The 22,162-nt window shown below is 74.7% G+C and carries 17 protein-coding genes; 11 read left to right on the top strand and 6 right to left on the bottom strand.

Annotated features, from left to right (window positions below):
- The first annotated feature begins 17 nt into the window (after nt 1–17).
- Both OH807_RS18365 and OH807_RS18360 read left to right on the top strand, forming a co-directional pair.
- Nucleotides 18–251: a hypothetical protein gene (locus tag OH807_RS18365; protein ID WP_406199978.1), complete on the top strand. Its 234-nt coding sequence runs from the start codon at nt 18–20 to the stop codon at nt 249–251.
- A 121-nt stretch (nt 252–372) separates the two neighbouring features.
- Nucleotides 373–945, top strand: coding sequence for a methylated-DNA--[protein]-cysteine S-methyltransferase (locus OH807_RS18360; protein WP_406199976.1), 573 nt, complete (start codon nt 373–375; stop codon nt 943–945).
- Nucleotides 946–1,070: 125 nt separating this feature from the next.
- Here OH807_RS18360 and OH807_RS18355 read toward each other — a convergent pair whose 3' ends face one another.
- Nucleotides 1,071–2,162, bottom strand: coding sequence for an ATP-grasp domain-containing protein (locus OH807_RS18355; RefSeq protein ID WP_406199974.1), 1,092 nt, complete (start codon nt 2,160–2,162; stop codon nt 1,071–1,073).
- 439 nt (nt 2,163–2,601) lie between these two features.
- Here OH807_RS18355 and OH807_RS18350 point away from each other — a divergent pair, with 439 nt between their 5' ends.
- Nucleotides 2,602–4,029 (top strand): family 2B encapsulin nanocompartment shell protein, encoded by a 1,428-nt coding sequence (locus tag OH807_RS18350; RefSeq protein WP_406199971.1) that lies wholly within the window; start codon nt 2,602–2,604, stop codon nt 4,027–4,029.
- Nucleotides 4,030–4,111: 82 nt separating this feature from the next.
- Nucleotides 4,112–5,161 (top strand): family 2 encapsulin nanocompartment cargo protein polyprenyl transferase, encoded by a 1,050-nt coding sequence (locus tag OH807_RS18345; RefSeq protein ID WP_406199968.1) that lies wholly within the window; start codon nt 4,112–4,114, stop codon nt 5,159–5,161.
- An 87-nt stretch (nt 5,162–5,248) separates the two neighbouring features.
- Here OH807_RS18345 and OH807_RS18340 read toward each other — a convergent pair whose 3' ends face one another.
- A complete protein-coding gene (locus tag OH807_RS18340) occupies nt 5,249–6,328 on the bottom strand; it encodes an NAD-dependent epimerase/dehydratase family protein (RefSeq protein ID WP_406199965.1) in 1,080 nt (359 codons plus the stop codon).
- Nucleotides 6,329–6,708: 380 nt separating this feature from the next.
- Here OH807_RS18340 and OH807_RS18335 point away from each other — a divergent pair, with 380 nt between their 5' ends.
- A complete protein-coding gene (locus tag OH807_RS18335; protein WP_406199963.1) occupies nt 6,709–8,034 on the top strand; it encodes a DUF1254 domain-containing protein in 1,326 nt (441 codons plus the stop codon).
- Nucleotides 8,035–8,145: 111 nt separating this feature from the next.
- The gene (locus OH807_RS18330) at nt 8,146–9,480 is read left to right on the top strand and encodes a DUF1254 domain-containing protein (RefSeq protein ID WP_406199961.1); all 1,335 of its coding nucleotides are present in this window, start codon (nt 8,146–8,148) and stop codon (nt 9,478–9,480) included.
- A 98-nt stretch (nt 9,481–9,578) separates the two neighbouring features.
- Here OH807_RS18330 and OH807_RS18325 read toward each other — a convergent pair whose 3' ends face one another.
- Nucleotides 9,579–11,666 (bottom strand): BACON domain-containing protein, encoded by a 2,088-nt coding sequence (locus OH807_RS18325; protein ID WP_406199959.1) that lies wholly within the window; start codon nt 11,664–11,666, stop codon nt 9,579–9,581.
- A 208-nt stretch (nt 11,667–11,874) separates the two neighbouring features.
- Here OH807_RS18325 and radA point away from each other — a divergent pair, with 208 nt between their 5' ends.
- Both radA and disA read left to right on the top strand, forming a co-directional pair.
- The gene (radA, locus tag OH807_RS18320; RefSeq protein ID WP_406199957.1) at nt 11,875–13,386 is read left to right on the top strand and encodes a DNA repair protein RadA; all 1,512 of its coding nucleotides are present in this window, start codon (nt 11,875–11,877) and stop codon (nt 13,384–13,386) included.
- 187 nt (nt 13,387–13,573) lie between these two features.
- Entirely contained in the window at nt 13,574–14,632 is a 1,059-nt protein-coding gene (gene disA, locus OH807_RS18315) for a DNA integrity scanning diadenylate cyclase DisA (protein WP_238863804.1), read from the top strand.
- Between the two features lie 313 nt (nt 14,633–14,945).
- Here the strand turns inward: disA and OH807_RS18310 are convergent, their stop codons facing one another.
- Nucleotides 14,946–15,857: a hypothetical protein gene (locus tag OH807_RS18310; RefSeq protein ID WP_406199955.1), complete on the bottom strand. Its 912-nt coding sequence runs from the start codon at nt 15,855–15,857 to the stop codon at nt 14,946–14,948.
- 181 nt (nt 15,858–16,038) lie between these two features.
- Here OH807_RS18310 and OH807_RS18305 point away from each other — a divergent pair, with 181 nt between their 5' ends.
- On the top strand, nt 16,039–16,968 hold the full coding sequence (locus OH807_RS18305) for an A/G-specific adenine glycosylase (RefSeq protein ID WP_406199953.1): 930 nt from the start codon (nt 16,039–16,041) through the stop codon (nt 16,966–16,968).
- A gap of 126 nt (nt 16,969–17,094) precedes the next feature.
- Here the strand turns inward: OH807_RS18305 and OH807_RS18300 are convergent, their stop codons facing one another.
- Complete coding sequence (locus OH807_RS18300; RefSeq protein WP_406199950.1) at nt 17,095–18,705, bottom strand: MDR family MFS transporter; 1,611 nt, start codon at nt 18,703–18,705, stop codon at nt 17,095–17,097.
- 228 nt (nt 18,706–18,933) lie between these two features.
- On the opposite strand from OH807_RS18300, the gene OH807_RS18295 reads away from it, so the two are divergent.
- Complete coding sequence (locus OH807_RS18295; RefSeq protein ID WP_406199948.1) at nt 18,934–19,563, top strand: TetR/AcrR family transcriptional regulator; 630 nt, start codon at nt 18,934–18,936, stop codon at nt 19,561–19,563.
- A gap of 85 nt (nt 19,564–19,648) precedes the next feature.
- Here OH807_RS18295 and OH807_RS18290 read toward each other — a convergent pair whose 3' ends face one another.
- The gene (locus OH807_RS18290; RefSeq protein WP_406199946.1) at nt 19,649–20,575 is read right to left on the bottom strand and encodes a peptidoglycan DD-metalloendopeptidase family protein; all 927 of its coding nucleotides are present in this window, start codon (nt 20,573–20,575) and stop codon (nt 19,649–19,651) included.
- 385 nt (nt 20,576–20,960) lie between these two features.
- On the opposite strand from OH807_RS18290, the gene OH807_RS18285 reads away from it, so the two are divergent.
- Entirely contained in the window at nt 20,961–22,130 is a 1,170-nt protein-coding gene (locus OH807_RS18285; protein WP_406199943.1) for a threonine aldolase family protein, read from the top strand.
- The last annotated feature ends 32 nt before the right edge of the window (nt 22,131–22,162 follow it).

Here is a 22,162-nt window from a genome sequence, read left to right as displayed (position 1 = left end):
AACGGAGGAGGTTGGCCATGCCCGGTTCTTCAACCATCAGCCATCACGACGCGGCGGTCGCCCTGGACCACGCGGACGCCAAGCGGCTCGCCACGGTGCTGGAGGAGCTCGCCTATCTGCTGGAGATCCCCGGACCGAACCGGATCAACGACGCCCAGCTCGGCGCCCTCTGCGAGGGGCGGGCACCGGACCGCGCGGAGCTGTCGCGCTGGTCGCGGGGGCTCGCCGCGGAGCTGAAGGGGCGGCGCTGACCGAGGCGTGCGGGAGCGGCCGGAGTCGTACGATGGCGCGCGGGGCGGGTGGTCCTCGCGCGCCTTCCGGGCGCCGGCTCGGCCGGCGGCCGGCCCGGAGGAGGAGGGTGGGGACCCGCAGATGCCGCAGTCCGGACCGCAGTCCGCAAGCAAGCCCGTCCCGATGTCCTGGCTGACGGTGGAGACGCCGCTGCCGAGCGGGCCGATGCACATCGCGGTGACACCGCTGGGCGTGGCGGCCGCGGGGTACCTCGGTCAGGCGGGCGGCGAGCTGCCGCAGTGCACGGACGAGTCGAGGATCACCGCCGTGAACGGCCGGATCGGTGACTACCTGGCCGGGCGGAGCCGCGAGTTGGGACTTCCGATCGACTGGAGCCTGAGCGCCGGGCCGCACCGCGCGGTGCTGCAGACGCTGCTGCGCGACGTGCCGTTCGGGCGGACCATCACGTACGGCGAGCTGGCCTCCCGCAGTGGCGTGTTCGAGGGTGTGACGGAGCCCGGGCTGGCGGCCCGGACGGTCGGGCAGATGATGGCCGCCAATCCCGTCGCGCTGCTGGTGCCGTGCCACCGGGTGGTGGCGGCGGACGGGATCGGCGGCTTCGGCGGCGGCCGGGTCGGGATCGACGTGAAGCGCTGGCTGCTCACCCTGGAGGGCGTACTGGAGCCGACCCTGGACTGGACCGGCCCGCTCTGACCGGGTGGCCGACCGGCCCCCCGTCCGTCCTGACCGGCCCGCCCGGCCGGGCCTGCCCCGACCGCCCGGCCGGGCCTGCCCCGACCCGCTCCGACCGCCCCGGCCCGTCCCGACCGCCCCGGGGCTCAGTGCACGAGCTCGCCCGGGGCGAAGCCCCGGGCGAACTGCGCCTGGCGCGGCAGTACCGGCTGGACGCCGGAGACCAGCGTGTACGCGATCCCGGCCAGCTCCCCGGCCCGGTCCGTGTCGGGCCGCTCGCCGAGCGCCAACTGCACCGCGTTCCAAGGCAGGTTGAGGCCGCACAGCCGCAGCTGGTGGAGGCCGCCGGAGGGTCGGGTGTTCACGTCGATGACCACCGGCTCGCCGGCCAGGTGGCGGAACTGCACGTTGGACAGGTAGGCCATCCCGGTGGACTCGACCACCCGCCGTGCGGGCTCCAGGTACGCCGGTGCGGTGGTGAAGCTGCGGCGGCGGCGGTGCTTGCTGCGGCCGACGGCGGCGAGCAGGGTGCCGTCGCGGTCGGCGAGGCAGTCCACCGAGATCTCGGGGCCCTCCAGGTAGGGCATCACGAGCAGGTCGACCGGTTCGTCCGTCCCGCCCGCCGCCGCGGCGGCCGCGGCGGCCTCCAGGGCGGTGGCCACCTGGTCGACCTGGACCGTGCTGTCCCAGCCGGCCAGCCGGTGCAGGCCGAAGGGTTCGCGGGTGAGTACCCGGAAGCCCTCGCCGCCGGCGCCGGAGACGGGCTTGAGGCAGGCGGTGAGCCCGGCGGCCTCGATCCGGTCGACGGCGGAGTGCAGGTCGGCGGCGGTGCGGACCTGCCACCAGGGCGGGGTGGGCAGGCCGGCCGCGGCGATCGCCGCGTAGCCGTCCGCCTTGCTGTCGAAGGCGGCTATCGCAGTGGCGGGCGGGCAGATCAGCGCGGTGCCGATGGCCTCGAACTCCTGGTGGTGCAGGGATATCGCGAGCTGGTTGAGCCGGGGAAGGAAGACGTCGATGGCGTGCCGGGCGCAGAAGTCGAGGGCGTAGGCGACGTAGGCGTCGGGGGTGAGGCCGCCGGGTTCCAGGGCGGCGTGGTCGGCGGCGGCGAGCACGGGGGAGTCCGGGTCGACGTGGGTGGCGTGGATCTCCACCGGCCGCGGGGCATCGCGCAGCTGTTCGATGAAGAAGATGTTCTCGGCGTAGGTGCGGTTGAGCCAGACACGTACGGGGGCGCTCATGACGGCCTCCCAGGGCAGGGGTGAACGAGGGGGAGGGCATCCGGTGCGGCCGCACTCGCCTACTGGCCCCGTGGCCCTTTGAGGTGGCACCTTAGCGGCCCCTTGCGCGAGCGTGAACGCGGGGTGGGTGCGGGGCGGCCGGCGTGCGGGCGGCCGTCCGCGGGCCCGGCCGGGGCCCGCGCGCGGTCCCGTCCCGGTCCGGTCGGGATCCGGCCGGCGCTCGACCGGGATCCGGCCGGGGCCCGACGGGCGGGGGAGTTTTCGGGGGCGGCATTCTCAAGAATTCGAACAATGATCGAATGATTATCGATCAAATGATCTAGTCATCCTCTTTGTTCGGTTATCCCGACCACTCGAAAGAGTGATTGTGGAGCCCCCTGAATGGCCTCATCATGAGTGTTGCAAGGCGACACCTCATCGGGTATGCGAAGGGCTTCGTATGTCGACCGAAACCAACGTCGGTATTCCTGCACCGGGCGGCGAGCCGCTGTCCCGGCAGCAGCAGAGTCTCGACACGGCCGGTGCGCGGAATCTCGCGACCACCACCAAGTCCGCGCCGCAGATGCAGGGCATCAGCCCGCGCTGGCTGCTCAGGATGCTTCCGTGGGTCCAGGTGTCCGGTGGTACCTACCGGGTCAACCGGCGCCTGCGCTACTCGGTCGGCCGTGGGCGGGTGAGCTTCGCGCAGACCGGCTCCGAGGTGCGGATCGTCCCGCCGTCGCTGCGCGAGGTGCCGGTGCTGCGCGGATTCCCGGACGACGCCGTCCTGGAGGAGCTGGCCGGTCGCTTCGTCCAACGCGAGTTCTCCGCCGGTGAGGTGCTGGTCGCGGCCGGGGCGCCGATCGACGAGGTCTTCATCATCGCGCACGGCAAGCTCGACCGGTTGGGAACGGGAAAGTACGGGGAGCCGACGGTGGTCGGCACCCTGGCCGACGGCGACCACCTCGGCGACGAGGCGCTCCAGCAGGAGGAGGGCGCCTGGCCGTACACGGTGAAGGCCGCCACCGCCGGTACGGTGCTGACGCTCTCCTGGGCCGCGTTCCAGGAGCTCGCGGACCGCTCCGACGCACTCCAGCTGCAGATCATGGAGTACCTGGAGGGCTTCCAGCAGGCACAGAACAAGCACGGTGAGGCGGCGATCGACCTCTCCGCCGGCCACCGGGGCGAGTTCGAACTGCCCGGTGCCTTCGTGGACTACGAGCTGAAGCCGCGCGAGTACGAGCTGAGCGTCGCGCAGACGGTGCTCAAGGTGCACAGCCGGGTCGCCGACCTCTACAACCAGCCGATGAACCAGACCGAGCACCAGCTCCGGCTGACCATCGAGGCGCTGCGCGAGCGCCAGGAGGACGAGCTGGTCAACAACCCGGAGTTCGGGCTGCTGCGGAACGCCGCCTACGACCAGCGGATCCAGACCCATTCGGGCCCGCCCACCCCGGACGACATGGACGAGCTGCTGAGCCGGCGGCGCTCCACCAAGATGTTCCTCGCCCACCCCCGGACGATCGCCGCCCTCGGGCGGGAGTGCAGCCGTCGCGGCCTCTACCCGGACACCGTCGAGGTGCAGGGCAAGCAGGTCTTCGGCTGGCGCGGGGTGCCGGTGTTCCCGTGCAACAAGATCCCGATCGTCGGCGGTCACACCAGCTCGATCCTCGCGCTGCGCACCGGGGAGGAGAACCAGGGCGTCATCGGGCTGCACCAGACCGGAATTCCCGATGAATACCAGCCGAGCCTTTCGGTCCGGTTCATGGGAATCAGCGAGAAGGCCATCATTTCCTACCTGGTGAGCGCCTACTACTCCGCCGCCATTCTGGTGCCCGACGCGGTCGGCGTCCTGGAGAACGTCGACATCGCGCACCACCACGACTGACCGGGGCCGATCCGGCTCGCGCCGCCCGGCCGGGGCCCACCCGGCCGGGCGGCGCCCATCGCCACATCAGGGGGGAAAACCCATGGGAATCTTCACGCTGGAACGGGACCACCGTGAGGGGCACGAGGCGGAGGACGTCCTCGCTCGCGCCCGCGGTCTGGTGGACCCGGTGCTGCGCGCCGCCGTCGACTCGCTGCCCGGCTCGATGCGCAAGGTGGCCGGCTACCACTTCGGCTGGTGGGAGGCGGACGGCACACCGGTCGCCGCACCCTCCGGCAAGGCCATCAGGCCGGCACTCGTCCTGGCCGCCGGCCAGGCCCTCGGCGGCGGCCCGGCCCCGGCCACCGCGGCGGCGGCCGCCGTCGAGCTGGTGCACAACTTCACCCTGCTCCACGACGACGTCATCGACCGCGACGAGACCAGGCGCCACCGCCCGACCGCCTGGCGGGTGTTCGGCACCACCGAGGCGATCCTCGCGGGGGACGCCATGCACTCGCTGGCGCTGCGGCTGCTCGCCGAGGACACCCACCCGGCCGCCCAGGGCGCCGTCCGGCGGCTGACCGACTGCGTGGTCGAGCTCTGCGAGGGGCAGCAGATCGACTGCGCCTTCGAGCAGCGCAGTGACGTTTCGCTCGCCGAGTGCCTGGCGATGGCGGAGGCCAAGACGGGCGCACTGCTCGGCGCCGCCTGCGCGATCGGCGCGCGGTACGCGGGCGCCTCGGAGGAGGCGGCGCAGGCGATGGACGGCTTCGGCCGCGAGATCGGCCTGGCGTTCCAGCTGATCGACGACCTGATCGGGATCTGGGGCGATCCGGCGGTCACCGGCAAGCCGGTCGGGGCGGACCTGGTCGCGCGGAAGAAGTCGCTGCCGGTGGTGGCGGCGCTCGGTTCGGGGACGGCCGAGGGGAGCGTCCTGGCCGAGCTGTACGCGCTGGAACGCCCGCTCAGCCCGGCGGAGTTGATCCGCTGTGCGGCCGCCGTCGACGGGGCGGGCGGGCGCAGCTGGGCCCAGGGGGAGTCCTGCGAGCGGATGGCCGCGGCGCTCGGCCAGCTGGCCACGGCGGTGCCCGAGCCGTCCGCCGCCGACGAACTGCTCGCCCTCGCCGAGTTGGTCACCCGCCGCACCCACTGACGGCGGGGCCGGCGTACGGGACGTCGGCCGGTCCGACGTCCCGCTCCGGCGCCTGTACCGACCCGGCAGGCAACGGTCGGGCGGCTGTCAGGCTCCGTCCGCCGTTCCGCGTGCCGACAACGCCGCGAGGATCCGCCGCTCCTTCTCCGGGGCGATCCCCTGCCGGTGTTCGGCCCCCTTGCGGCCCTTGCGGCCGTCGGCGTCGGTGTCCTCCGCGGGCCCGCGCTCCCCGAGCCAGGCCCAGGTGTCCCGGGCGGTCTCGGCGAACGGTCGGCAGTGCAGGCCGGCTGCCTGCGCCCGGGAGGTGTCGGCGAGCCAGACGGCCGACATCTCCGGTGCGTCGGGCGACCAGAGCGGGAGCTCCAGCCATGGCAGGACGCTGTCCGGGCCCTCGGCGAGCAGCGCGCCGTCCCCGGCCCAGACCAGCTCGGCGGGCGCGCTGCCGTCGGCCGGTGCGCCGACCACCTCGCGGCAGGTGGCGAGGAACTCCCCGAAGGTGACGTTCCCGGGCGGGGCGGTGGTGAGGTAGCGACCGGTGTGTCCGGCGGTCAGCAGGTCGAGGCCGAAGGCGGCGAAGTCGCGAACGTCGATCAGCTGCATGGCCCGGTCCGGGTCGCCGGGCGCCAGCACCGGCCCGCCGCGGGCCATCCGCTCCAGCCACCAGGGCAGCCGGCCCCCGTTCTCGTACGGGCCGATCAGCAGCCCGCTGTTGAGCACGAGCGTCCGCCCGGCACCGAAGTGCTCCAGCACCGCGCGCTCGCAGCCCGCCTTCAGCGCATTGCCGGCGGGCTGCCCGGGCGGGGTGTCGGCCGGGCAGGGGTGCAGCGGGGAGCCCTCGTCCACCACCTCGGCCGGCCAGCCGGCGAAGGCGTGCACCGAGGAGACGAAGGTGTAGTGGTCGGCGTGCCCGTGCAGCAGGCGGGCGGAGATCGCGGCCTGGGCGGGCTGCTGGGCCGAGGTGTCCACGACGGCGTCCCAGTGCCGGCCATCGGCGAGGCGGGCCAGGTCGTCGGCCGAGTCGCGGTCGCCCCGGACGGTCTCGACACCCGGCAGGTCACCGTGCGACCGGCCGCGGTTGAAGGTGGTCACCTCGTGGCCCCGGTCGAGGGCTTCGGAGGCGAAGGCGCGTCCGAGGAAGGACGAACCGCCGAGCAGGAGGATCTTCATACCGATCAGAGTGCCCAATCGGCTGCTCCGCGTGCGCACGTTCGCTCTCGGCGGAGGGTCCGGGAGCGCCGGTGCGGCCCGGTGGCCGCCTGCGGGAGCCTGCCCGCGACGGTGCTGCGGTCCCGGAGCGATCCCCGCCCGGCCGAGGTGCTGATCCCCCGGGGGCCGCATAGCATCCCGGTGTACCGATATGTCCGACCTGCGGGCATCCGTTCCGGCGGGCCGCGCTCGACGGGACCTGCTCCGACGGTGACGCCCCGGCGACGGGCGACGTCCACCGGCGGTGACGCCCCGGCAGGACGGCGTTCCGGCGGCACGGCGTTCCGGCAGGACGGCGTTCCGACGCGCAGGCAAGCTCCGGCACTGGGGAGAGCGACAGCATGGTCAACCCGGCACTCGTGGACCCGGCCACCATCCGTGCGACCGCCGCCGAGGCCTGGGTCCGCGGCTATCCGATCCTTCAGAACTACCGCACCATGTACGCGCAGGCGGTGGACGACGCCGACCCGAAGTACGTCGGCGGCTTCGGTGTCTTCCGGCACTACTCACAGCCGTTCACCCCGGCCAACACCGACGTCGTCACCCCCAACAACGACACGCCCTACTCCTGGGCCTGGCTCGACCTGCGGGCCGAGCCCTGGGTGCTCTCCGTCCCCGCCGAGGAGCGCTACTACGTCCTGCCGCTGCACGAACTCGACACCGTGTACGCCGGGTTCGTCGGCGCCCGGGCCACCGGCCCGGAGCCGGGCGACCACCTGGTGGCCGGGCCCGGCTGGCAGGGGGAGGTGCCGCCGGGCATCAGGAGCGTCGTCCGCACCGCGACCCGGCTGATCGGCATCGTCGGCCGCACCTACCTCGCCGACCCCTCACCCGAGGCGGTCGAGGAACTGCAGGGGATCCAGCAGCAGTACCGGCTGCGCCCGCTGCACGAGTACGCCGGCACCCCGGCGCCCCGGCCGGTCCCGTACCCGGTCTGGCCGGTCTGGCGCGAGGAGGTGATGGACACCGTCGAGTACTTCAGCTTCCTCGACTTCCTGCTCGGCTTCTTCCCGGTGCTCCCCGCCGAGGCGGACCTGCGCGGCCGGCTGACCGACCTCGGCATCGACGGGCGCGGCGAGTTCGAGCCGGCCACGCTGCCGCTCGCGGTCCGCGCCGAGATCGAGCGCGGCATCGCCGACGGCCGGGCCGAGCTGGAGCGTGAGGCCGCCCGCACCACCGGCTCGTCCGGGCTCTTCGGCACCCGCGAGCAGCTCGGCACCGCGTACCTGCGGCAGGCCGTCGGCGCGAAGATGGGCCTGTACGGGCTGCCGGCGGAGGAGGCCTGGTACGCCGGCTGGCTCGCCGACAGCGCGGGCAACCGGCCGCCGGACGCGAGCGACCACGACTACGTGCTGCGCTTCGAGCCGGACCGGCTGCCGCCCGCGCGGTTCTTCTGGTCGGCCACCATGTACACGCTCCCGGACCGCCAGCTGGTCGACAACCCCCTGGACCGCTACTCGATCGGCGACCGCACCCCGGGGCTGGTCCGCGACCGGGACGGCGGCCTGACCCTCTACGTCCAGCACAAGCGGCCCGCCGACGCCCAGCACTCGGCCAACTGGCTGCCCGCGCCGGACGGCCCGTTCACCGTGGTCATCCGGCTCTACGGCCCGGACGCGTCGGCCCTCGACGGCCGCTGGACGCTCCCACCGCTCACCCCGCGCTGACCCGGCCCGCCGTACCCCTGCCGGCCTCGCCGCACCCCGCGCCGGCCCTCGCCGCACCCCCGCCACAGCCCCGCCACAGCCCCCCGCCGGGACCCGGGAAGGACGACTCCGATGACCCAGCCCGAGCTGGAGGCGCTGGCCGCGGACGCCTACGTCTACGGCTATCCGCTGGTCTCCGGTCTCACCATGGTCGAGTGCTTCACCGGGGGCGGCACGGGTGTCCTGCCGGCGGCTCCGTTCAACCGGATCAGCCACGCCACCCGGCTGGCGGGCCCGGAGGACCCGTTCGCCGCCGTCAACATCGACACCGTTTACTCGATCGCGCAGCTCGACCTCTCCGAGGGGCCGCAGGTGCTGCACGTGCCGGACACCGCAGGCGCGTACTACGTCCTGCAGTTCGTCGACGCGTGGACCGACAACTTCGCCTACGTCGGCCGGCGGGCCGGCGGCACCGCGGCGCAGACGTGGCTGATCGTTCCGCCGGAGTGGCACGGCAGCGCCGCCGGCCACGAGCACGTGATCGTCGCGCCGACCGTCGTGGCCACCGTCGTCGGCCGCTTCGCCTGCACCGGGCCGGACGACCTGCCGCGAGTCCGGGCCCTCCAGGACGGGCTGAGGCTGGAGCCGCTGGAGCCGGGCGGGCCGGCCGCCGGGCTGCCCGAGCCGGACCCGGAGGTGCCCGAGCGGCTGGCGTTCTTCGAACGGCTCCGGGTCTGGATGGCGGCCTTCCCGCCCGCCGCGGCGGACGTCGACTACCAGTACCGGTTCGCCCCGCTGGGCCTGCTGGACGCCGGCCCGTCGCCGTACCGGGCCGCCGCACCCGAGTGGACACTCGCGCTGCTCAAGGGCCTGGCGGCCGGTCGCGAACGGGTCGAGGACGCCGTCCGGCCGCCGGAGGACCACCCGCCCGGCGCGTGGCACTCCACGCTGCACCTGTTCGACTACAACGTCGACTTCCTCGGCCCCGGCACGCTCGACGACCCCGAGTGGCGCATCCCCGACCGCCGGGCCGCGTACCTCAGCCGGGCCGCCGCCGCCCGGTCCGGGCTCTGGGGCAGCCACGCGTACGAGGCGGTGCACGCGACCACCCACGACGACGCCGACGGCCGCCCGCTGAGCGGCGCCCACTGCTACACGCTGCGCTTCGACCGGCCGCCGCCGGCCGGGGCGTTCTGGTCCGTCACCCTGTACGGCCTGCCGGACCAGCGCCTGGTGGCGAACCCGATCGCCCGCCACTCGATCGGCGACCGGACCCCCGGCCTGCGGTACGCCGCGGACGGCTCGCTGACGCTCCGGCTCCAGCACGAACGGCCGGCCGATCCGGAGGGGGCGGCGAACTGGCTGCCCACCCCGGAGGGCGGGTTCCGCCCGATCATCCGGCTCTACCAGCCGACGCCGGAGGCCCTGGACGGCAGTTACCGGGTGCCGCCGATCCGGCGGGTCTGAGCCGCCCGCCCCGGGCCGGGGCCTCCTGCGGGCGGGTCCGGAGGAGGGGCTCGGGGGCGAGCGGCTCAGGACGGCGCCCGAGGGACCCCCGGAACAGCTCAGTGCGGCGATGCGGCCCCGGTACCGGCCGGGGCGGAGGCGCCCCCCGAGGCCGGTGACGACGAGGGCGGGGCGGTGGCCGGCGCGCTCGGGGACGGCGAGCCGGACGGGTGCGGTGCGGCCGTACCGGTGGGGGAGGACGGCGGTGCGGACGGCCCGGCCGTCGGGCCCGGCCCGGTCGGTGCGGCGGTCGCTCCGCCGGACGGCGTGCCGCCCGGTGCGGGTGTCCCCGGTCCGGTCGGCCCGGCCGTCGGGCCTGCCGTCGGCCCCGCGGTCGGAGGCGCCGTCGGAGGCGCTGTCGGGTCCGCCGTCGGATCGGCCGGGGCCGAGGTGGAGCCGCCCCGGTGGTGCGGGCCGCCGTCCAGGGTGACCACGGCCTGGGAGGGCGGCAGCGCGATCCGCGCGGTCCAGTGCGTGGCCGGGGCGAGGTCCTCGTCGACGGTGACGATCACGGTGATCCGCTGGCCGGGGGCGAGCGTCCCGGCGTCCCGGCTGAGCCGGAGCCAGCCCGCATCCACCTCGGCATGCCAGCGGATCTCGGTGGTGCCGGAGTTGGTGAGGGTGAGCACCGTCCGGCTGCCGTACTCGCCGGCCTCGACGGTCAGCAGGCCGGCCGGTGCGGGCGCCGTCCCGGGGCCGGCGGCGGGCGCCGGTGCGGCGACCAGGGTCGGGCTGCCCAGCGGGGTCGCACCGTGTGCGGGCACCGGCACGGCCGGGCCCTGGAGCGCGGGGCCACCCGGGACCCCCCGAAGCAACGTTTCTGCACTCACGGGGCCGGCCCCGGCCAACTCCAGGCCCGCCACCAGCGGGACCGCCCCGACGGCGCCCACGGCCCCGCCGACCTGCCCGGCCCGCCCCTCCTGCCCGGGCCCGACCGCCCCGGTGCCGTCCGGCCGGAGCCCGGCCCGCCGGTCGTCCTCCACCCGGACGGAGGAGACGGCCGCCGCCGCACCGGCCCCGCCGCCGCCCCGGTGACCGGCCCAGAGCGCGACCACCGGGGCGGCCAGCACCGCGGCCAGCACCCCGGTGGTCACCACCCGACGGCGCACCGCGAGCGCCCGGCCCGCGTCCGGCGCGCGGTGGCGCGGGAACCCGCCCTGGTCGAACCGCAGGCCCGGCTCGACCACCGGCGCCGGGAGCGCCGACCGCCGTCCGGGCAGAGGGCCGGCCGTACCCGGCAGGAACAGCACCCCGCTCGCCGTCGCGGTCCCGCCGTCCGGTCCGGCCCGGTCGGCCACGGCCACCGGCCCGGCCGGTGCCGCCGGTGCCGCGAGCACCGGCAGGCCCGAGAGGCCCGCCGTCCCCTCCGTCACCTCGCCGGCCACCCGCTCGGCCGTGCCCCGGCAGGTCGGGCAGTCCACCACGTGCTGCACCAGCTCCCGGCGCAGCGCCGGGCCGAGCACCCAGTCCCGCCAGCTCTCGGCCCCGGCCCCGCCGAGCCGGTCCAGCTCGGGGCAGCTGCCGACGCCGAGCACCAGCAGTGCCGCCCTCGTCCGGCCGACCTCGGCCTCGGCCGAGGTGAGCAGTGCGCGGGCGGTGTCGAACGGGACGCCCAGGACGGCCGCCACCTCGATCGGGCTGAGCCGGTGGCGGACGGACAGCTCCAGCGCCTCGCGCTGCTCGGGATCGGTGCCGGCCGCCTCCGGCCAGGCCAGTGAGGACAGCTCGCGCCGCCGCCGGGCCGCCTCCGCGGCCGGGAGCGCGGCCGTGCCGGGCGCCCCGGCCGCGTGCCGACCCGGCCCCCCGGCCGCGTGGCGGTCCGGCCCTTCCGCTGCGTGCCGACCCGGTCCCGCCACGGAGAGGCCCGGCCGTTCGGCCCCGGAGACCGGGGCGCCGCCGGATCCGGCCCCCTCGCCCAGCCGTCGCAGGCAGCAGTACCGGGCGAGCGAGTACAGCCAGGGCCGCACCAGCCCGGGCTCCGCCAGCCGCGCGCCGTGCCGCAGGGCCAGCTCGCGCACCTCGCACAGGGCGGCGGCGGCCGCGTCGTGCTCGCACAGCACCGAGAGGCAGTAGGTGAACAGGCCGTCCACCTGCCGCTCGTACGCCGCGAGCACGGGGTCGCGCGGCCCTTCAGTACGCGTTGTCACCCGTCCGACGGTAGAGAGCCGGAGCCCGCCACCCCGGCCATTCCCTGCTGTTGTACTTCTTTCGGGTAACAACATCGCCCGTTCGTGGACCTTGTGCGAGCCCCGTACCGCCGCCCGAGCCCCCGCACCGCGCCCCGCGCCGCCGTCCGCGCCCTCGCGCGAGCCCCGTCCGCGGCCCGTTGTCGGAGCCAGGCGCTACGGTGACCGCATGGCTGCCCGTACCAAGACCACCGCCAAGCCGCGCCCGGCCTACCGCTGCACCGAGTGCGGCAACCAGCTGCCGAAGTGGGTCGGCCGCTGCCCGGAGTGCAACGCCTGGGGGACGGTCGAGGAGTACGGCGCGGTGCCGGTCCGGACGACGGCCGCCGGCCCGGTCAGCGCGCCCGCCCGCCCGATCGCCCAGGTGGACGGCCAGGTGGCGACGGCCCGCTCCACCGGCGTGCCCGAGCTGGACCGGGTGCTCGGTGGCGGCCTCGTCCCCGGCGCCGTGGTGCTGCTGGCCGGCGAGCCCGGCGTGGGCAAGTCCACCCTGCTGCTGGACGTCGCGGCGAAGGCGGCGAGCGCGCAGCACCGCACGCTCTACGTCACGGGCGAGGAGTCGGCCGGCCAGGTCCGGCTGCGCGCGGACCGGATCAACGCCCTCTCCGACCACCTCTACCTGGCCGCCGAGTCCGATCTCGGCGCCGTCCTCGGGCACATCGAGACGGTCGGCCCCGGCCTGCTGATCCTGGACTCGGTGCAGACCATCGCCTCCGCCGAGCTGGACGGCGCCCCCGGCGGCCCGGCCCAGGTCCGTGAGGTGGCGGGCGCGCTGATCCGGGCGTCCAAGGACCGCGGCATGGCCACCCTGCTGGTCGGCCACGTCACCAAGGACGGCCAGATCGCCGGCCCCCGCCTGCTGGAGCACCTGGTGGACGTCGTGCTGAGCTTCGAGGGGGACCGGCACGCCCGGCTACGGCTGATCCGCGGCGTGAAGAACCGGTACGGGGCCACCGACGAGGTGGGCTGCTTCGAGCTGCACGACGAGGGCATCGCCGGTCTGGCCGACCCGTCGGGCCTCTTCCTGACCAGGCGTGACAAGCCCGTGCCCGGTACCTGCCTGACCGTCACCCTGGAGGGCAAGCGGCCGCTGGTCGCGGAGGTGCAGGCGCTGATGGTGGACTCGCAGATCCCGTCCCCGCGCCGGACCACCTCGGGCCTGGAGTCGCCCCGGATCGCGATGATCCTGGCCGTGGTGGAGCGCCACGGCGGGGTCAAGCTCGGCAAGCAGGACATCTACACCGCGACGGTCGGCGGGGTGAAGCTGAGCGAGCCGTCGGCCGACCTCGCGATCGCGCTCGCGGTGGCCAGTTCCTCCTCCGACACCCCGCTCCCGAGCAACCTGGTGGCGATCGGCGAGGTCGGCCTGGCGGGCGAGGTCCGGCGGGTGACGGGCGTGCAGCGGCGGCTGGCCGAGGCCCACCGGCTGGGCTTCACCCACGCCCTCGTCCCGCCGGACCCGGGCAAGGTCCCGCCCGGCATGAAGGTGGTCGAGGTGGCCGACATCGGCGAGGCGCTGCGGGCGATCCCGGGCCGCCGCCGGGCCGCTGCCAAGCCGCGTGGTGAGGCACCGTCGGCGCCGCCCACCCCGCGCCGGGCCGCCGCCGCACCGCCCGTCACGGCCTACCCGGAGGAGCTGATGGAGGGGTGGGAGCCGGTCGACTCCGACGAACTGCGCTGACCCAAGCCCTGCCGAAGCCGCACGCAGTTAGACTTTCCCCTGTCTATTGGCGAAAAGGCAGTACTAAGCGACAGAGCGACAGACCGTAGGCCGGCGCACGGCGCGAGGCGCGCGGTACGGGGTCGACCGGAGGAGTCACGTGGCAGCCAGCGACCGGGCGGACAAGTCCTCCCGCGAGGAGGCCCTGCTGCGGGCCTCCCTCACCGCCATCGCGCCCGGAACGGGGCTGCGTGACGGCCTGGAACGGGTGCTGCGGGCCAACACCGGTGGGCTGATCGTGCTCGGCTTCGACAAGACGGTCGAGTCGATCTGCACGGGTGGCTTCGTCCTGGACGTCGAGTTCACCGCGACCAGGCTGCGCGAGCTGTGCAAGCTCGACGGCGCCGTGGTGCTGGACAAGGACATCACCAAGATCGTCCGGGCCGGGGTGCACCTGATGCCGGACTCCACCATCCCCACCGACGAGACCGGTACCCGGCACCGCACCGCGGAGCGGGTCAACCGGCAGACCGGGTTCCCGGTGGTCGCGGTCTCGCACTCGATGCGGCTGATCGCGATGTACGTCAACGGCACCCGCCGGGTGCTGGAGGACTCCACCACCGTGCTGTCCCGGGCCAACCAGGCGCTGGCCACCCTGGAGCGCTACAAGCTCCGGCTGGACGAGGTGGCCGGCACGCTCTCCGCCCTGGAGATCGAGGACCTGGTGACGGTCCGGGACGTCACCGCCGTCGCCCAGCGGCTGGAGATGGTCCGGCTGATCGCGACCGAGATCGCCGGCTACGTGCTGGAGCTCGGCATCGACGGCCGGCTGCTCTCGCTCCAGCTGGACGAGCTGATCGCCGGAGTGGAGCCGGAGCGCGAGCTGGTCGCCCGGGACTACTTCCCGGAGCGGGCCGCCAAGAAGGGCCGGACGGTCACCGAGGTGCTGGCCGACCTGGAGGCGCTCACCCACGCCGAGCTGCTCGACCTGCAGACGGTGGCCAAGGCGCTCGGCTACTCGGGCACGCCGGAGTCGCTGGACTCGGCGGTCTCGCCGCGCGGCTACCGGCTGCTGGCCAAGATCCCGCGGCTGCCTAACACGGTGATAGAGCGGCTGGTCGAGCACTTCGGCGGGCTGCAGAAGCTGCTGGCGGCCAGCATCGACGATCTGCAGACGGTCGAGGGCGTCGGCGAGACCCGGGCCCGTTCGGTCCGCGAGGGCCTGTCCCGCCTTGCCGAATCGTCCATCCTGGAGCGCTACGTCTGACGGCGGCCACGTCCGGCGGTGCCGGGCGACCGGCCCGCGAACGGGCACCTGCACGGCCCCTGGGGAGCACACCCCGGGGGCCGTCCCCGTGCGGGCGCTCCCCGGCGGTCACCGGGTGACGCGCAGTCCGTCCTCGTCGGTGTGCGGGGCGGGATCCGTGCGGTCGCGGCCCGGGGCGACGTGCCGAAGCCCCGGCGCGGGGCCGGGGCTTCGGGGCGGATTCCCGGGGCGGGGTGGTTCCCGGGGCAAGCTGGTTCTCGGGCGGCGCGGGGCTCCCGGGCGGGGCTCCCGGGCGGGCCGGAGCGGTGGCCCGTCAGTTCTCCAGGCGGATCGAGGACCGCGCCGACACCTGGCCGCCGGAGAGACCGGTGAGGTCGGCGACCACCAGGTAGGTGCCGGCCGGCGCGGCCGCCTGGTCGGCGGTGGCGCACTGCTGCCTGCTCCGGCTGCGGTCCCAGGTGAACGTCTCGGTCAGGCCGCCGTTCGCCGGGATCTGCACCCAGCTGCTGCCGCGGTCGGACGGGCAGTCGCCGGAGGACCAGATCCGCTCGCCGTTGCTGGCCGTCACGGTGATCGCGGAGGCGGTCCGGCCGAGGTCGACCCGGCAGTTGGCGCCGGCCGAGTTGTGGACGGTCAGGGCCAGCTTCGGCCGGTCCTTCGGCTGGTAGGAGTTCTGGGCACTGGCCAGCTCCAGCGTCACCTGCGAGGAGGCGCAGACGGGCAGCGCCATCACGTCGGCGGTGTTCACCGCGGGGGTCCCGCCGCCGCCGGCCGCGCCGCCCGAACCGCCGCCGGCCGCCGCACCGGCCGCACTGCCGCCGGCCGCCGCACCTGCCGCGCCGCCGCCCGCCGCGCCGCCCGTGGCGGGGGCCGGGTTGGGCGCACCGCCCGTGCCGCCGGTGCTGAGGCTGACGTCGCCGCCGCCGGAGCCCGAGACCGCGCCGCCGCCGGGGTTGGCGCCGCCCGTCCCTCCGCTGCCGGGGCGCGAGTTGTTCGCGGGGCCGCTCGGGGACGCGCCGGGTGTGATCGCCTGGGCGGGGCCCTGGGACTGGGTCGGCACCGCCTGGGCGGCCTTGCCGCCCGATCCGTCGTCACCACCGCCCTGATCGGACATCAGCCAGACGATCAGGGCGACGACCGCGGCGACGGCGACGAGCATGACGAGGCGCCGTCGCCAGTAGATCGAGGCCGGCAGCGGTCCCACGGGTTGACGCAGAGAGGGCACGCCCAAACTCTACGAGACACTGTGTGCCTGTTGACTCACCAACACCGCACAGTCGCCCCTTCCTTCACATGATCCGCCATTTGCGCCGTTCGGGCGAGCCTGTTCGGGGGTTTTCCGTGGCCTTCCGGAACCACTGACTCCGCTTCGGTCGGCGTGCCGGTCGTGGGAGGATCGAAGGGCCATGGCTGCCATCACCACCACCCCCGCCCCCCGTCCCGTCACCGCTGCGCTGCCGCTGCCACTGCCGGCGCTGCACTCGACCGTCCTCGGCTGGTACGAGGCCCACGCGCGGGAGCTGCCCTGGCGGACCCCCGAGGCCTCGCCCTGGGCGGTCATGGTGAGCGAGTTCATGCTCCAGCAGACCCCGGTCAAGCGGGTGCTCCCGGTCTGGACGGCCTGGCTGGAGCGCTGGCCGACGCCGGCGGCGCTCGCCGCCGAGGCGCCCGGCGAGGCCGTCCGGATGTGGGGCCGGCTCGGCTACCCGCGTCGGGCACTGCGCCTGCACGGGGCCGCGGTGGCGATCACCGAGGAGCACGGCGGTGACGTTCCGGACGACCACGCGACGCTGCTCTCGCTGCCCGGCGTGGGCGAGTACACGGCGGCCGCGGTGGCCTCGTTCGCGTTCGCCCAGCGCCACGTGGTGCTGGACACCAACGTCCGCCGGGTATTCGCCCGCGCGGTGACGGGGGTGGAGTACCCGGCGCAGGCCACCACGGCCGCCGAGCGGCGGACCGCCACCGCGCTGCTGCCCGAGGACCGGGAGACGGCGGCGACCTGGGCGGTCGCCGTGATGGAGCTGGGCGCCCTGGTCTGCACGGCGCGCGGCCCGGAGTGCGGCGGCTGCCCGCTGTTCACCGCCTGCGCCTGGCAGCGGGCCGGCTGCCCGCCGTACGAGGGCCCGGCCCGGCGCGGCCAGACGTACGAGGGGACGGACCGGCAGGTCCGCGGGAAGCTCCTGGCGGTGCTGCGGGCCGAGCACGGCACGGTCGAGCAGGCCCGGCTGGACGCCGTCTGGCCGGACGACGTGCAGCGGGCCCGGGCGCTGGACGGCCTGGTGGCCGACGGCCTGGTGGAGCCGGCCGGGCCGGGCCTCTACCGGCTGCCGCAGTAACCCTGCCGCAGTAACCCCGGGGCCTTACCGGGGTCCGGCGGCCCGCAGCACAGCAGCCCGGCCGGGAACGGCGGAGTCCCCCCTCCCGGGGCCGGGAGGGGGGACTTCGCCGAGCGGGTCGCGAGGTCAGATCGCGACGGCCTCGACGCTGGACTCGGCACCCTTGCCGCCGTCCTCGGCCGGCGCACCGGCGCCGCGCAGCGGGACCTCGCGCATGAAGACCGCGGCGGCGACCGCGACCACGGCGACGGCCGCGCCCCAGAGGAAGACGGTGTGCATGCCGTTGGCCACCGCGTGGTGGTAGGCGTCCTGGACCGGGGCGGGCAGCGCCTTGAGCGCGGCCGGGCTCAGCTGGCTCGGGTCGCCCTTGCCGCCGCCGTTGGCGGCCGCGTCGCCGAGCCGCTCCTTCATGGTCGCGCTCACCCGGTTGTTGAACAGCGCGCCGAAGAGCGCGACACCGAAGGAGCCGCCGATGGTGCGGAACAGGGTGGCCGTGGAGCTGGCCACGCCCATGTCCTTGAGCTCGACGCTGTTCTGCGCGACCAGCATGGTGATCTGCATCAGGAAGCCCATGCCGGCGCCGAGCACGACCATCCAGCAGGCCGAGGTGAAGCTGCTGGTCCCGGTGCCCATGGTGGAGAGCAGCACCATGCCGGCGGTCATCACGATCGTGCCGATGATCGGGTAGATCCGGTACTTGCCGGTCTTGGTGACCGCCTGGCCGACGACCAGGGAGACGACCAGCATGCCGAACATCATCGGCATCAGCAGCAGGCCCGAGTTGGTCGCCGAGGCGCCCTGCACGGTCTGCTGGTAGAGCGGCAGGAAGACGGTGGCGCCGAACATCACGAAGCCGACGACGAAGCCGATCAGCGAGACCAGGGTGAAGTTGAGGTTCTTGAACAGGTCGAGCGGGAGCATCGGCTCCTGCACCCGCTGCTCGACGTAGCAGAACGCGATCAGGGTGGCGGCGGCCAGCGCGCCCAGGCCCAGGATCTGCTTGGAGCCCCAGGCGTACTCCTGCCCGCCCCAGGTGGTGATCAGGGTGAGCGAGGTGATGCCGGTGGTGAGCAGCAGCGCGCCGAGGTAGTCGATGCGGGCCTTGTTGCGGACCTTCGGCAGCTTCAGGGTGACGACGACGACGGCCAGCGCGACCACGCCGAGCGGCAGGTTGATGTAGAAGGTCCAGTGCCAGCTCAGGTGGTCGGTGATGAAGCCGCCGGCCAGCGGGCCGCCGATGGTGGCGAGCGCCATCACCGCGGCGAACATGCCCTGGTACTTGCCGCGGTCGCGCGGCGGGACGAGCGCGCCCATGATCGACATCACGCCGACCATCAGACCGCCGGCGCCGAGGCCCTGGAGGGCGCGGAAGCCGATCAGCTCGTTCATGTTCTGCGACAGGCCGGACAGCGCGGAGCCGACCAGGAAGATCACGATGGAGGTGAGGAAGACGCCCTTGCGGCCGTAGAGGTCGCCGAGCTTGCCCCAGATCGGGGTGGAGGCGGCGGTGGCCAGGGTGTAGGCGGTGACCACCCAGGACAGGTGCTCCGCACCGCCGAGGTCGCCGACGATGGTCGGCATCGCGGTGCCGACGATGAGGTTGTCGAGCATGGCCAGCAGCATGGTGACGACCAGGCCGGTCATGACCAGGCGGATCTCACGGGGGGAGCGCGGCTGCTCCTCCTCCTCGACCGTCTTCTTCTCCGGTGCCGGGTTGGCGGCCTTCGGTTGTGACATGGGTGGTGTCTCCCGGACAGGATCGGACGACCGTCGGGCCTTCGCGGCTCACTTACTTGTCGCCCGGCTAGTTTGTTGACCGTCGGCACGGTAGGTTGTGCACTAGCCGGTCGTCAAGCCAGTTTCTCGGCCGGCGGCCTGGGCAGGGAGAATGGGCCCGGGGGGCGGGCGCCGGGAGGTGCCCGGCGAACGAGCAGCAGTCCACCGACCCAGTCAATGAGGCAGGCCATGGGTACTCCGCACAGCCCTCGCAGTGACACCCGGGCCCGCATCATCGCGGTCGCACTGGAGCTCTTCTCCGAGCAGGGGTACGAGCAGACCGCGCTGCGCGAGATCGCCGACCGGCTGGGCGTCACCAAGGCCGCGCTCTACTACCACTTCAAGACCAAGGACGACATCGTCCACGGCATCGTGCAGGGCATGGCCGCACCCATCGACGACATCATCGCCTGGGGCCGCGAGCAGCCCTGGACGCCGGAGGTCCGGGACGAGCTGATCCGCCGGTTCGCGGCGGGCGGGTCGGAGCGGGCGCCGCTGCTGCGCTTCTTCCACGAGAACCAGCCCGCGCTGCGCGACTCGCCGGCCGGGCTGGAGTTCAAGGAGCGGGTGATCGCGATCATCCGGCTGGTGCACGGCCCGGACGCCACCTTCGAGGACCGGCTGCGCGCCACCATGGCGCTGTTCACCATCAACTCGGCGATGTTCATCCTCAAGCAGGACGCCGCCGAGTGCGCGGGGCCCGAGCACGTCGGGGGCGGTCCGGCGACGGCCGGCAGCCCGGAGGAGGCGATGGCGGCGGCGCAGCTGGTCGCGTTGGAGATCGGCGGGCTGATCGACCACTCGGCGGCGCGGGTCTGAGCCGCGGCGGACGGCCGGCGTACGCCACGAGGGCCGGGGGCGGCCGGACACCCGGCCGCCCCCGGCCCTCGCCGTGTGCGCGCGCTCAGAACCCGGTGACGCCGTGCCCGGAGAGGTACGCGATCGGGTTGACCACCTTGCCGTAGTGGTTGCTGGAGCGGATCTCGAAGTGCAGGTGCGGGCCGGTCGAGTTGCCGGTGTTCCCGGAGCGGCCGATCTGCTCGGCCGCGGACACCCGGTCGCCCGCCGAGACCGAGATCGAGGACATGTGCGCGTACTGCGCGTACCGGCCGTCGGCGAGCCGCAGCACGACCTCCTTGCCGTACGCGCCGTCCCAGCCGGCCGACACCACGGTGGCGTTGCCGACCGCGAGCAGCGGGGTCCCGGGGTTGACCGCGAAGTCCACGCCGGTGTGGTACCCGGCCGCGTACTCGGGGTTGGCCACGCCGTACGGGTTGCTGGTCGGCGCGCCCGGGACGGGGGCGGACCACTCGGGCGCCGGAGCGGGGGCGGGGGCCGGGGCCGGGGCCGGGGCGGGCTCGGGTGCGGGCGCGGCGGCAGGCGCCTGGTCCGCGGAGGGGGCCGGCGGGGCGGGCGGCTCGGGCGCCTGGAGGTTGGCGGCGACCGCCACGGACTCCTGCGCCGACCCCTGTTCGTGCGCCAGCTTGTACGCACTCGGGCCCGCCACCTGGACGAGGGCCGGGGTGGGCGCCGTGCCCTGCGGGACGGTGAACGCCGAGCTGCCCGGGGTGGTGGGTATGACCGTCCGGGCGGAGGCACTGCCGGGGGCGGCGACCAGCAGGGCGCCGGACAGTATCACCACGCTGGCGCCGACCGCGGTGGCGGTGCGGTGCCGGTCGGCCCGGAGCGGGCCGCCGGGCAGGGTGTGCCGCGGCGCGGTGAGCGCGCGCAGCGGTGCGGCGTGGGTGCGGACGGCCTGGCCGAGCCGGGGCTGCCAGGCCGCCGCCTGGGTTGCCGCGCGGGCGGCGAGGCGGCGGAGGGCCGGCCCCATGGGCGGGACGGAAGACATCGGGAAGCTCAACCTCACGGACGTACGGGGGCGGCACAACGAGCCCGTTCGGGCGTGCTGAGCGGGGGACCACTCAGGTGTAACCGTCACCGAGCCGACTCCCAAAAGGTGTGACGTACTACGGCGTGTAGTCAGCGTGGCGCCGGAGATTCAAGCTGACGGAGTAACGATCATGTGATCGGATCGTCCGTTCACGGCCCGCGGCCCGGGCGGCACCGTCCGGGTGGCCTACTACCGCCGCTCGTACTGCCGCCGGCCGCTGTGACCAGAGCCACCCGGCCCCGGGGTTTCGGGGCGGTGCGGGGCACATCGGCCGGGCCCGGTCCACCCCGCTGACCGGACGCCCGCACTGCGGGACCATCGACACATGTATCCCAACAGGAGCGAATCCACCGAAGGCGGCCACGGCCCGGGCCTTCAGGAGCGCCGCTTCGCCGCCCGGCGCGGCTGTGAGCGGCTGCTCTCCGGCTCCCGGCCGCGGAGCCTGCGCGAGCAGCTGGCCGCGCTGGCCGAGGACGCCGAGCACGTGTACGACCTGGACCGGCAGCCCGACATGTACGGCGACGGCGTGGTCCGCGCCCTGGAGCAGAGGGTCGCGGCCCTGCTCGGCACCGAGGACGCGGCGTTCTTCCCGACCGGCACCATGGCGCAGCAGGTCGCGCTGCGGATCCACGCCGAGGCAGCGGGCCTGCGGACGGTCGCGACGCACCCGCTCGGCCACACCGAGCGGCACGAGCGGCACGCGCTGACCGTGCTGAGCGGCCTGCGCAGCGTCTGGCCCACCGAGGCGCCGCGGCTGCCCACGGTGGCCGAGCTGGACGCCTTCGACGAGCCGTACGCCGCCATGATCCTGGAGCTGCCGCTGCGCGAGGCCGGCTTCGTGCTGCCGTCCTGGGGCGAGCTGGTGGCCGTGTCCGAGGCGGTCCGGGGGCGGCACGGCGCCGCGCTGCACCTGGACGGGGCCCGGCTCTGGGAGTCCGCCGTCCGGCTCGGACGGTCGCTGCCGGAGATCACCGCGCTGGCCGACTCGGTCTACGTCTCCTTCTACAAGACGCTCGGCGGGATCAGCGGCGCGGCACTGGCCGGTGACGCGGGCTTCGTCCGGACCGCCGGGGCCTGGCGGCACCGCTACGGCGGCCAGCTCTTCCAGCAGTGGCCGGCGGCGCTGGCCGCCCTGGCCGGGCTGGACCGGGAGCTGCCGCGGCTGGGCGGGTACGTGGCGCACGCCCGGACGGTCGCGGCGGCGCTCGCCGAGGCGTTCGCGGTCGTCCCGGGGGCGAGGGTCCACCCGGATCCGCCGCACACCCACCAGTTCCAGCTCTGGCTGCCGATCGCCGCGGAGGACCTGGAGACGGCGGGGCTGCGGCTGGCCGAGCAGGAGGGGACGGCGCTGTTCGGGGCCTGGCGCGGGTCGGGCCTGCCGGGCCTGTCGATGACGGAGGTCACGGTGGCGGCCGATGCGCTGGAGTGGACCGAGAAGGACGTCGCCGCGGCGGTGGAGGGCTTCCTCGCGGCGCTGCCCGGCAAGCCGTTCTGAACGGACGTCCGGCCCGCCCCCGCAGTTGCGGG

It is taken from the genome of Kitasatospora sp. NBC_01560, assembly GCF_045208415.1.
Lineage (GTDB): Bacteria > Actinomycetota > Actinomycetes > Streptomycetales > Streptomycetaceae > Kitasatospora.
Note: the sequence above shows the minus strand (reverse complement) of the source record. Positions and strands in the feature narration are given on the sequence as shown.